At 42.6% G+C, this 11,683-nt stretch carries 11 protein-coding genes; 10 read left to right on the forward strand and 1 reads right to left on the reverse strand.

Annotation, left to right across the window (positions count from 1 at the left end; genetic code table 11):
• Window positions 1-21: 21 nt before the first annotated feature.
• Window positions 22-1,716 carry a vWA domain-containing protein gene (locus tag D6856_RS12285; protein ID WP_120687131.1) on the reverse strand — a complete coding sequence of 565 codons (1,695 nt, stop codon included), beginning with the start codon at window positions 1,714-1,716 and terminating at the stop codon, window positions 22-24.
• Between the two features lie 264 nt (window positions 1,717-1,980).
• Here D6856_RS12285 and kduI point away from each other — a divergent pair, with 264 nt between their 5' ends.
• From kduI to D6856_RS12335, 10 genes are all read left to right on the forward strand, one after another.
• Entirely contained in the window at window positions 1,981-2,844 is an 864-nt protein-coding gene (kduI, locus tag D6856_RS12290) for a 5-dehydro-4-deoxy-D-glucuronate isomerase (protein ID WP_092244683.1), read from the forward strand.
• Window positions 2,845-2,896: 52 nt separating this feature from the next.
• On the forward strand, window positions 2,897-3,730 hold the full coding sequence (locus D6856_RS12295; protein ID WP_199704162.1) for a gluconate 5-dehydrogenase: 834 nt from the start codon (window positions 2,897-2,899) through the stop codon (window positions 3,728-3,730).
• Between the two features lie 29 nt (window positions 3,731-3,759).
• Window positions 3,760-4,722 (forward strand): bifunctional 4-hydroxy-2-oxoglutarate aldolase/2-dehydro-3-deoxy-phosphogluconate aldolase, encoded by a 963-nt coding sequence (locus D6856_RS12300; RefSeq protein ID WP_120687133.1) that lies wholly within the window; start codon window positions 3,760-3,762, stop codon window positions 4,720-4,722.
• Window positions 4,723-4,740: 18 nt separating this feature from the next.
• A complete protein-coding gene (locus tag D6856_RS12305; RefSeq protein WP_120687134.1) occupies window positions 4,741-5,766 on the forward strand; it encodes a sugar kinase in 1,026 nt (341 codons plus the stop codon).
• Window positions 5,767-5,866: 100 nt separating this feature from the next.
• Complete coding sequence (locus D6856_RS12310; RefSeq protein WP_120687135.1) at window positions 5,867-7,132, forward strand: HD domain-containing phosphohydrolase; 1,266 nt, start codon at window positions 5,867-5,869, stop codon at window positions 7,130-7,132.
• Between the two features lie 38 nt (window positions 7,133-7,170).
• Window positions 7,171-8,223, forward strand: coding sequence for an acyltransferase (locus tag D6856_RS12315; protein WP_120687136.1), 1,053 nt, complete (start codon window positions 7,171-7,173; stop codon window positions 8,221-8,223).
• Between the two features lie 131 nt (window positions 8,224-8,354).
• On the forward strand, window positions 8,355-8,690 hold the full coding sequence (locus D6856_RS12320; RefSeq protein ID WP_092244700.1) for a PadR family transcriptional regulator: 336 nt from the start codon (window positions 8,355-8,357) through the stop codon (window positions 8,688-8,690).
• A gap of 1 nt (window position 8,691) precedes the next feature.
• A complete protein-coding gene (locus tag D6856_RS12325; RefSeq protein ID WP_120687137.1) occupies window positions 8,692-9,669 on the forward strand; it encodes a permease prefix domain 1-containing protein in 978 nt (325 codons plus the stop codon).
• Between the two features lie 6 nt (window positions 9,670-9,675).
• Window positions 9,676-10,434: a DUF4097 family beta strand repeat-containing protein gene (locus D6856_RS12330; RefSeq protein WP_120687138.1), complete on the forward strand. Its 759-nt coding sequence runs from the start codon at window positions 9,676-9,678 to the stop codon at window positions 10,432-10,434.
• Window positions 10,435-10,499: 65 nt separating this feature from the next.
• The gene (locus tag D6856_RS12335) at window positions 10,500-11,531 is read left to right on the forward strand and encodes a LacI family DNA-binding transcriptional regulator (RefSeq protein ID WP_120687139.1); all 1,032 of its coding nucleotides are present in this window, start codon (window positions 10,500-10,502) and stop codon (window positions 11,529-11,531) included.
• Window positions 11,532-11,683 lie beyond the last annotated feature (152 nt).

An 11,683-nucleotide genomic window follows, 5' to 3' on the forward strand; every position in this document is an offset into this window, starting at 1 on the left:
TTAACACGGGTATTATAACATTTATAGGTCTCTTTTTTCCACCATTCTTACAAGCTGAATAAATTCATCCTTATATTCGTCTTTAGATCCAATCTCGGAATATGTGTCTGTAATATGCTTGTAGCTTGCATCTTTCTTGTAATCACTGTCTGAAAGAATGAGAGAAAACTCTGCAACGATCTGAGCAAATTTCATGTTGTCGCTCATTTTTTCTTTTGCATCTTCATCTGTAACGGTGTAGCTTGAAAGCTTGGACTCATCAGCTTCGGGCTCTTTGTATCTGACGTTTACCGTTGCATACTCATTGCCGTATTCTTTTTCTTCATTGTTCTGATACTTAAGGTTTACAGCTTTTTCGCTGTCTGCGGTTGTGATCTCGTAAAGAGCGATAACGCTGTGACCTGCGCCGACTTCTCCGCCGTCCTTTTGATCGTCGTTAAAATCTGCGGCGTCCATCTGTCTGTTTTCATATCCGATGAGTCTGTAGCTGTTAACCTTATTGGGATTAAACTCAACCTGTATCTTGGCATCTTTTGCTACGGTGACCATTGTTGAAGTCATTTCGTCAACGAGAACCTTTTTGGCTTCCATCATAGAATCTATGTATGAGTAGTTGCCGTTTCCGCAGTCTGCGAGCCTCTGCATGCTTGCATCCTTAAAGTTACCGGTACCAAAGCCGAGTACTGATAAGAATACACCGGTATCTTTTTTTGTTTTAATAAAGTTCTCAAGTTCGTCGGGATCCGATATTCCAACGTTTAGGTCTCCGTCTGTAGCCATGATGACTCTGTTTACGCCGCCATCGATATAATTTTCGGCTGCGATCTCATAAGCTTTTTTCATGCCGCTCTCACCGTTTGTAGAGCCGCTTGCTGAAAGAGAATTGATCGCCTTCTTTATCTTTTTCTTTTCCGAAAGGTTCTCGCCTTCAAGCAGAACTTTTTCTTCTCCGGAATAAGTTACAATGGAGATCGTTCCTTCGCCTGTGTAGTTGTCGACAAGCTCATTAAGACTCTTTTTTAAAAGAGGAAGCTTATCATCGGAACTCATTGATCCCGATACATCGATAAGGAAGACAAGATTGCCCTCGGGAAGCTCTTCGCTGTTCATGTCAGATGTCTTAAGTCCGACAAACATGATCTTATGATCCTTATTCCAAGGGCAGTCGGCGAGTTCTGTTGTTATTCCGAACGCTTCGCCTTTATTGGGAGAGTTAAGATCATAGGAAAAATAGTTTATGAATTCCTCCGGTCTTACCGCGCTTGTGGGGATATCTTCCCTTGAATATCCATCCTCGATCATTCTTCTTACATTAGAATATGAAGCTGTGTCGACGTCCATTGCAAAAGTGGAAAGAGGATTGACGCTTACAAGTGTCGCTCCGTTTTCATCGGGTTTTTCATAGGTCTCCGTATTTTCGGGCGGATAGTACATGTATTCTTCGCCCTCCGTTGCCGCCTCTTCGTAGTTTCCGGCTGACATGTCAGACTGAGCATTTTTAGTGGATTTCTGTGCGGATTTTTCACCGCTTGATGCTACCTTCAGTGAAGGATCGCTACTTGGGCTCGGTGCATATTCGGCAGATGGATCCGATGAATATTCCGCTTCTTGAGCTGCGGGGGCAGTGTTTTTTGAGCCGCCGCATCCTGCCAACATAGTTGCTGCCAGCGTCATTGCCAGCGTTACATTAAATCCCTTCTTAATTTTCTTTTTCATAATGTATCCCTCCGTGCAGCATTTTGGTGTGATTATTATGCCGCTATACCTTATAAACAACGGAGGATGACAAAATGTTGCACACTACAACTTTTGCAATACAAAACATTTTTGGCTATGTTATGATATTACCGTATGAAAGGGCTTACACAGGTCAAGATTTGCAAGTTTTTATAATGAAATTGAACTGACACGGAAAAATTTATCTAGTATCATTACATATATCAGATTGTAATTATTGCTATGCAATGGAACGGAGGGTATATGGAACTTAGAACAGCTTGTTCACCTATGGATGAGAAACACTATGATACTCAGAGACTTCGCCGGGAATTTTTGATCGACGACCTTTTTAAGCCGGACGAGATCAAACTCGTATACAGCCATATCGACAGGATCATAACCGGATCGGCGGTTCCTGCAACCAAGGAACTTAAACTTACCGCAGGTGATGAACTCAGAGCGGAGTATTTTTTACAGAGACGCGAGATGGGTGTCATCAATATCGGCGGAGCAGGCGTGATCACGATCGACGGCAAGAAGTACGAGGTTGACTATAAGCAGGGTATGTATATAGGAATGGGGTCAAAAGATATTTCTTTTGCCAGCAAGGATTCTCAGAAACCTGCCAAATTCTATATCAACAGCGCACCCGCTCACAAGACTTATCCTACGGTGCTCATCAAAAGAGAAGGTACTCCTTCGGAAGATGTTGTCATCATTAAGGATGAGAATAAAAAGGAATTGGGAAGCCTTGAAGGTTCCAATCACCGAGTTATCAACAAATACATATTACCCGGACAGGTAGAGACCTGCCAGCTCGAGATGGGAATGACCGAGCTTAAGCCCGGAAGTGTATGGAATACAATGCCTTGTCACACACATGACAGGCGAATGGAGGTTTATCTCTATTTTGATATTCCTGATGATGCGATCGTTATGCACTTCATGGGTGAACCTAATGAGACACGCCACATTGTCATGCGCAATGAGCAGGCTGTTATCAGTCCAAGCTGGTCTATCCACTCAGGATGCGGTTCTCAGGCCTACACTTTTATCTGGGGAATGGTCGGAGAAAATCAGGACTTTGACGACATGGACGATGTAGCCATGAAAGATCTGATGTGATCCGCCGTAACAGTAAGCGCATAGTATTTGATGATATTAGGAGGTTATGGAAATGCAGGACTTTTTAAAGAATTTTTCACTTGAGGGCAAGGTTGCGTGGGTAACAGGTGCTTCATACGGACTTGGACTTGCATATGCGACAGCATTTGCACAGAGCGGAGCCACGATCGTTTTTAACGATATCAGCAAGGAACTTGTGGACAAGGGAATGGCTGAATACCAAAAGCTTGGTATCGAGGCTTTCGGCGAAGTGTGCGATGTCACAGATGAGAAACAGGTCAAGGATTTTGTGGCTAAGGTAGAGCAAAAAGTCGGAACAATTGATATACTTGTAAACAATGCGGGTATCATCAAGAGAATTCCGATGATCGAAATGACTGTGGAACAGTGGAATCAGGTTATAGACGTAGACCTTACGGGACCGTTCATCTGCTCCAAGGCAGTGCTTCCTTCCATGATTAAAAAAGGAAGTGGCAAGATCATCAACGCCTGCTCCATGATGTCGGAGTTTGGACGTGAGACAGTATCCGCTTATGCTGCAGCAAAGGGCGGACTTAAGATGCTTACAAGGAATATCTGCTCCGAGTACGGACAGTACAATATTCAGTGTAACGCCATCGGGCCCGGATATATCGCAACTCCTCAGACGGCTCCTCTTCGTGAGAAACAGCCCGACGGATCGATGCATCCCTTTGACAGATTTATTCGTTCCAAGACACCTGCGCAGAGATGGGGCAAGACGGAGGACCTCATGGGACTTGCCGTATTCCTTGCATCCCCGGCTTCTGATTTTATCAATGGACAGGTAGTCTACATTGACGGAGGTATCACTGCTTACATAGGACAAGATCCAAGCAATCTTGATCCGAGTAAGCTTGAGGATTAAATAAATTAAGTAATAAGAAAGGCATTAAAATGGATAAGATTTGCGAAGAACTTTACAAAATTGGTATCGTACCCGTAATTGCAATTGATGATGCCAAAGACGCGGCACCTCTTGCAGAGGCACTTATTAAGGGCGGTCTTCCCGCAGCTGAGGTTACATTCCGTACCGATGCGGCCGAGGAAGCGATCAAGATCATTTCAAAGGAGTTCCCCGAGATGATCGTTGGTGCAGGAACCGTGCTTAATGCAGAGCAGGCAGACAGAGCCAAGGCAGCCGGAGCTAAGTTTATCGTAAGCCCCGGATTCAACAGATCAAATGTTGAGTATATCAAGAGCATAGGAGTACCGGTCGTTCCCGGAACGGCAACTCCCGGTGAAGTTGAGCAGGCTATCGAGCTTGGACTTGACTGCGTAAAGTTTTTCCCTGCCGAGCAGAATGGCGGAATCGCCAAGATCAAGGCTATGGCAGCACCTTATACTAAGATGCATTTCATGCCTACAGGCGGTATAAATAAGAACAACTTGAATGATTACCTTGGATTCAATAAGGTATTATGCTGCGGTGGTAGCTGGATGGTTAAAAAAGATCTCATCTCTGCAGGAAAGTTTGATGAGATCGAAGCTATGACCAGAGACGCTGTTAATGCAATGCTCGGATTCACAATGAAGCACATCGGAATCAACGAGAGCGATGCGGCAGCGGCAGAAGCTACAGCCGATAAGTTTGATTCTCTCTTTGGATTCACCAAGAAAGTCGGCAATTCTTCAATCTTCGCAGGAAGCGTTGTAGAAGTTATGAAGGCTAAGGGCAGAGGAGCAAACGGACATATTGCTATCGGAACCAATAACGTTGACAGAGCGGTTTATCACCTTGGTAAGCAGGGCGTTAAATTCGATGAGTCATCATTTGCATATGACGCCGACAATCATCTCAAGGTTGCATACCTTGCGGACGAGTTTGGTGGCTTTGCTGTTCATCTTGTAAAAAACTGATAGAGAGGATAAATAATCATGGCAAAAAAAGTTGTTACTTTCGGTGAGATCATGCTGCGTTTGCAGCCCGACAATTATTTAAGATTCGTACAGGTAGATCATCTTGAGGCTACCTTCGGAGGCGGAGAGGCTAACGTATCTGTTTCTCTTGCAAACTACGGACTTGATTCCGTATACGTTACCAAGCTTCCCACACATGAGATTGGACAGGCAGCTGTCAACTCACTTCGCAAATACGGTGTTGATACATCAAAGATCACAAGAGGCGGAGACAGAGTAGGTATCTACTTCAATGAGAAAGGTGCTTCACAGAGAGGTTCCAAGTGCATCTATGACAGAGCACATTCAGCTATCGCTGAGGCAGTTCCCGCCGACTTTAACTGGGATGAGATCTTCGAGGGAGCAGAGTGGTTCCACTTCACAGGTATCACTCCCGCTGTAAGCGATTCTCTTGCAGAGATCACACTTGAGGCTGCCAAGAAGGCTAAAGAGCACGGACTCATGGTTTCTTGCGACCTTAACTACAGAGGAAAGCTCTGGAGCAAGGAGAAGGCCGGAAAGGTTATGGGCGAGATCTGCAAATATGTTGACGTTTGCATTGCCAACGAAGAGGATGCGGATGACGTATTCGGAATCAAGGCTTCTTCAACAGACGTTACAACAGGTAAGCTCAACAGAGAAGGCTATATCGAAGTTGCTCAGAAACTTACCGAGAGATTCGGATTTAAGAAGGTTGCCATCACACTTCGTGAGTCTATCTCAGCCAATGACAATAACTGGAGCGCAATGCTCTATACAGACGGACAGGCTTACTTCTCCAAGAAGTATGCACTTCGAATCGTAGACCGTGTAGGCGGCGGAGATTCATTCGGAGGCGGACTTATCTACAGCTGTGTTAACGGTTTCGATCCTCAGGCTACCATCGAGTTTGCGGTTGCGGCATCAGCGCTTAAGCATACTATCGAAGGTGACTTCAACCTTGTTACCGTTGATGAAGTCAACAAGCTCGCCGGCGGAGACGGATCCGGAAGAATCCAGAGATAAAATAATAAAAATATCTAATATGAACACCGCACATTATTTAAAATGTGCGGTGTTTTATGTATAATTAAAAAAGGATATTTTACAGTATGAGGGTATTGAATTGAATATAAGACTGGATAAAACAGCTAATACTTTTCTTATACTTTTTTCCGTATTGGCAATGCTTTTGACGGGGGTATTGGTCGAAAGAATTGTTATGAGGAACAACTTATCATCGATCTACAGATGTAGGATCGGTCTTAACGGTTCAAGACTTTCCGACGAATTCTATGCTAATGTCAAGAAAGTTTCAAGTGTAAGAACAGCCAATACATATGCAACTCAATATGAATTTGTGATAAATAATCTGGGAACCAATGACCTTGAGAATTGGAATATCTTTTTGGCCATGCCCAGAGGTTCTTCGGTTACGGATGTTTGGAATGTTGAACTTGCACGCGATGACAGAGAAGATCTTGTTATCACGCCCGTCAACTACAACATGACGATCAGCGCCGGAGGAAGTGTAAGCTTTGGTTTTACTATCCATACAAGAAGAGCATATATGCCTTCAGCACTCATGCTCAGAGGCTTCAAGACCGTGCCTCCAGGAGCAACTACCGCGAGCCGCCTTATAATAGTTCTTTTGATAATATGGGGAGCGGTGTTTGTAGGCTTCATGGTAGCAAGACTCAATTCGAGAAGCTACCGTGAGAAGCAAAAGACAGATATCAAGATCATCCTTCAGTCGATGAATACATTCATAAGCTTCATCGATGCCAAGGACCCGTATACAAGGGGCCATTCAAGACGTGTAGCAATGTACGCGGCTGAGATCGCAAAGAGAATGCATCTTCCGGAGAATGAGATACAGAACGTATATTATGCAGGTCTTTTGCATGATGCAGGTAAGATAAGTATCCCCGATGCCGTTCTTAATAAGCCGGGAAAGCTTACGGATGAAGAGATGGCAGCCATTCGTAACCATACGGTTGCGGGCGGCAATATGCTCAAGCAGCTCTCGATTCCGGGAGTTCGCGAAACAGCTCTTTATCATCATGAGCGCTATGACGGACTTGGATATCCCGAGGGACTTAGAGGAAATGAGATTCCTCTTTATGCAAGAATAGTCGGAGTTGCGGATTCTTACGATGCTATGTCCAGTAACCGTGTATACAGAAGACATCTCAACAAGGATGAGATAATCGAGGAGATTCAGAAGGGATCCGGCAATCAGTTTGATCCCACCATAGTTGTGTACATGGTTGATATGATAAATGACGGATACGTCAACGTTGTTAAGATGGAAACTGCCGATTCCGAGGACGGATCGGACAGACTTCACCTGAGGGAAGAGGATATTCCGGGGCTCTACATGGGCTTTTAACAGTATGATTTTTTTTTGCGAAAGGGGATTTACTTAAGGTGCCGTTGGAGAGCGCGAACAAGCAGGACAATAAGCTGATACATCTTGAACTGTTAAGGATTATTGCTTGTTTTTTGGTAATACTGAATCACACGGCAGGATACATTAACTGCTTTGTGTATGACAAAGATTATATAACTTTTGAACTGATCGGGAATCTTTTTATCGGGATGCTGGTCAAGATCAACGTCCCGCTATTCTTTATGATAACCGGAAGTCTGCTTCTTAATAAGGACAGAGATTACAATTATGTCTTTAAAAAAACTGTCAAAACTTTCGGAATTCTCCTGTTATTTAGCATAGTTGCCAACTTCTGCAATCAGGGACACATATATGTTCCCGGATTCATAAGAAGTTTTGCGACGGCCAAGGTAGACGGAGCCGGACCGTACTGGTATCTGTATGCATATATCGGAATACTTCTTATGCTTCCGTTCCTAAGATCCATCGCGGCAAGGCTTTCTATGCGTGATGTGATCTATATCATAATCGCAAGGACATTGATAACGGGGATCATACCCATGATATTCCTGTTCCTTAATGTCATCATGGATTCCAATATCTATATCGCCGAAGATTTTAATCCGGTCATCTTTACCGTTGACTGCGTATTTTACCCTATTGTGGGCTTTGGTCTTGACAGACTTTTGGAAAAAGAGAAAACGGATAAGCTTAAAGCGATCTCTTTTATCCTGTTGTTCATGGGAGCAAACGTGCTTGAGATCTTCCTTACGTGGATCGCGGGACTTGATAATGTATATCGCGGTTTTGATTTCCTGATGGCAATCGGAATCTTTATGTTTATCAAACTCATCATGGGTAAAAGAGCCGGTGAAGAGACGGGTAATATCGGTGGTTTCATTAAACTTGTCGGAGGACTTACTTTCGGAATATATTTGCTTGATCCGATAGTCGGTAATTTGCTTAAGCCTTTGATAATCGGTACCCGGAGAAGCGATAATATGCTTCTTTTAATGTCTTTTGTTTACTGCATCGTATCGATGGTTATATGCGGAGTTATCACCTTTTTATTTAAAAAAATAAGAAAATAAAAAATATTTTTAAAAATAGTATTGACTTACCTCGTTCGTCGTAGTATATTTTACTACGACAGGAATAGTACGATAGACGAGGTGATTTATATATGATAAAAAACAGCTGAGGAGAGGAAGTGATAAATAATATGATAGAAATTAGCAGTGATGTCATTAGGGGGTATAATGACACGATGATCTTATACATACTGATGGAGGAGCCTTCATACGGATATGAGATTGCAAAGAGAATAAGGGCGATGACTTCGGACAAGTATATCATCAAAGAAACTACCCTGTATTCTGCTTTTACCAGAATGGAAAAAAACGGCTATGTTATTTCATATAGCCAGAACGCCGATAACGGAAAGAAGAGAACATATTATAAGATAACAGAGGCTGGGCAGGCATATTACAAGGATAAATGTGCTGAGTGGCAGCTTACCAAAGAAGTGGTAGAACACTTTATCAGAGGAGACGAGTGATATGGAAACGATAAGAAACTATTTGGAGACGATGTTTGCGAATCTTCCAAATACTATGGATGTTCTGAAGGCTAAGAATGAGCTTTATCAGATGATGGAAGATAAATATGAAGAATTGATCGCTGAGGGTAAGCATGAGAATGAGGCTGTAGGTATCATCATCTCAGAGTTCGGTAATCTTGAAGAGCTTGCCGAAACACTCGGAATCAGCGGTGTTGTCAATAATAATGTGGATCTTGATACAAGAGTCGTTACAGATGAAGAGGCAATGGATTATGTGCTTGATGCTTCTCAGCACAAGCTTTTTGTAGGTGTAGCTGTTATGCTTTTCATCATTTCACCTATGTTCCCGATCCTTTTTTCGGGTAGTGAGGGAAATGCATTGGGACTTGTTGGCTTTTTTGTAAGTATAGCTATCGGAGTGGCTCTCATTATTCTTTCATCTGTTCGTATGGGAAAATGGAGCTTTTTGGATAACATCAAATGCATTATTGAATATGCAACAGCCAACGCATTATACACTGAGCTTAGAAACAATATACTCAGTAAAGCAGTTATGAAGACTATCGGTATTATGTGCATTATTTTGTCATTTATTCCTGTTATCATTCTTGATGAGCTCACAGTCAAGTCATTCTTTGGCGCTGATATGGCTCCGGCTGCGTTGTTTATCATGGTTGGCATCGGAGTACTTCTCATCATTGCTTCAACAGCAAAAGAAGGAGCATACAACAAGCTTCTTTCTCTCAATGATGCCAAGAAGGTTGCCGGAAACTATGATTCTGTCAGATCGACACAGCATGACTACGGCAATGAGATCTTCAATAAGATCATGCCTGTTTATTGGAAGACGGTAACATGTGTTTACCTCATATGGAGCTTTTTGACATTCCATTGGTACAAGTCTTGGATAATCTGGCCGATTGCTTGGGTCATCCACAGAGTTATTTCAACATCATATAGTGATAAAAGGAGATAAAATAAATTGAAAAAATATATTACCGTATTAACTATCGTCACGGTAGTTTCCATTATCGTGGGATCTGTTATACATCTTAATTCATGCAGAGATAATATGCATTTTAGCTACAATTTCAGCTCAGACAATGACGGTGACAGTAAGATGGGTGAAGTCTTTGATAAAGATTTCGACAACATTGAGATCGGAATGGCACTTGTAGAGGTTGAGGTCAAGGATGGCGATGTTTTCAAGGTTGATTATAAAGGAAAAGATAAATATAAGCCTGTGATCAAATCAGACGGTGACACACTTGTTGTTAGCAACGGTGACAGAAATTTCCCTGTTAGTTCTATAGGTGCTCATGATGAAAATAAGCTTACAGTCACCATTCCTAACGGAAAGGTATTTGATAACGCTAAAATAGAGTCCGTTATGGCGGATTTCGACATTGACACATTGAATGCCAAAAACCTTGATATTGAGGTCCCTACAGGTGAGATTGAGATCCATAACTCAAAGGGAGACAATCTGAAAGCAGAGGTTGTTAAGGGAGATCTTAGACTTGAGGGTGATTTCACTGATCTTGATATCACAGCAGTTCTCGGTAACGTTGAGATCGATCTTGCGCAGGATGTGAACAAGTACAATGTCGAAGCCAATTCCGAGTTGGGAAGTATAGAGTGCGGAGATGTTAAAGCCCATGGAGCTTCCACTTCAAGCCAGAACGGTGATCTTGGAAACATCAAAGTTGAATGTTCAATGGGTAGCGTAAAGATCAAATAATAAAACGAAATACATATAGGGGTTGCTGATAGTATTTAGTGGGGTCGTGAAAGGAAAAAAGAAAATTGGTAACCATAAAAGAGATCGCAAAAGAGTGCGGTGTATCGACCGCTACGGTCTCAAACATTCTTAACGGGAAAAAGAATGTAGGTGAAGAGACCAGGGCGAGAGTCATGGCGGTGGTTGAGAGAACGGGGTACAAACTCAACTATATCGCGCAGGGACTCAGAAAACAGAAGACACAGACTATCGGTATCATAGCTGAAGATATCGGTCAGTTTACAACACCCGAGATGATCGAGGGTGTTATGGAAGTATGCGAAGAGAACGGATATAGGACCATTGTTCAGAATCTCCGTTTTTATTCAAGATGGAATGATATATGGTTCGACAATGAGACCATGTGTAATTCCGTGATGGAGCCGGCTGTTCGGGAAATGGCTTCAATCCGAGTTGACGGAATAATCTACATAGCGGGACATGCAAGAAATATCAGCAGATTCCCGAGTGAATACAACATTCCTTCTGTGCTTGCTTATGCATATTCTCAGGATAAAAAAGTTCCGTCCGTTGTTATTGATGATGAAGATGCGGCAAGAGTTGTTGTTAAGTATCTTATAGATCACGGACACAGGAAGATAGGAGTTCTTGCGGGTGAGCAGGATAACCTTCATGCGCAGCTTCGTATCTTGGGCTATCAGAAAGCTCTTTACGATGCAGGAATTCTTTACGACCCCGAGCTTGTTATCTATGCGGGCTGGGGCAAGGAGTTTGGATACAGAGAATCAGCTAAGATCCTTGAAAAGGGAGTCACCGCGGTTTTCTGTATGAGTGATCAGATTGCCGGCGGACTGTATCAATATCTTTTTGAACACAATATGCAAGCCGGAAAAGATATTTCCGTAGTAGGCTTTGATAATCAGGTGATATCCGATTACTTCATGCCGGGACTTACGACGACCAAGATCGATCTTATAGGTATCGGAAGGACAGCAATGAACATGCTTCTTGATAAACTCGACGGAAAAGAGACAGAGCAGCTTGTGAGAGTTCCTTGCAAGATGATCAAGAGGCAGTCTGTAATGGTTAAACGATAAAAATTGTGCATTATTTACAAAAACGTCTGTTGTAAAACAGACGTTTTTTATATATACTATACAGTATTATGTAAACTATATTGACTTTTTAGCGCGAATGAAATATATTCAGAATATGTTAGGTTAATCGTTTAATCAACCTAATTATTTTG

The organism is Butyrivibrio sp. XB500-5 (assembly GCF_003625505.1).
GTDB lineage: Bacteria > Bacillota > Clostridia > Lachnospirales > Lachnospiraceae > Butyrivibrio.

Excerpts from the sequence above, each read along its gene's own strand:
- D6856_RS12285 (WP_120687131.1), bottom strand. The coding sequence starts at position 1,716 with ATGAAAAAGAAAATTAAGAAGGGATTTAATGTAACGCTGGCAATGACG.
- kduI (WP_092244683.1), top strand. The coding sequence starts at position 1,981 with ATGGAACTTAGAACAGCTTGTTCACCTATGGATGAGAAACACTATGAT.
- D6856_RS12295 (WP_199704162.1), top strand. The coding sequence starts at position 2,897 with ATGCAGGACTTTTTAAAGAATTTTTCACTTGAGGGCAAGGTTGCGTGG.
- D6856_RS12300 (WP_120687133.1), top strand. The coding sequence starts at position 3,760 with ATGGATAAGATTTGCGAAGAACTTTACAAAATTGGTATCGTACCCGTA.
- D6856_RS12305 (WP_120687134.1), top strand. The coding sequence starts at position 4,741 with ATGGCAAAAAAAGTTGTTACTTTCGGTGAGATCATGCTGCGTTTGCAG.
- D6856_RS12320 (WP_092244700.1), top strand. The coding sequence starts at position 8,355 with ATGATAGAAATTAGCAGTGATGTCATTAGGGGGTATAATGACACGATG.
- D6856_RS12325 (WP_120687137.1), top strand. The coding sequence starts at position 8,692 with ATGGAAACGATAAGAAACTATTTGGAGACGATGTTTGCGAATCTTCCA.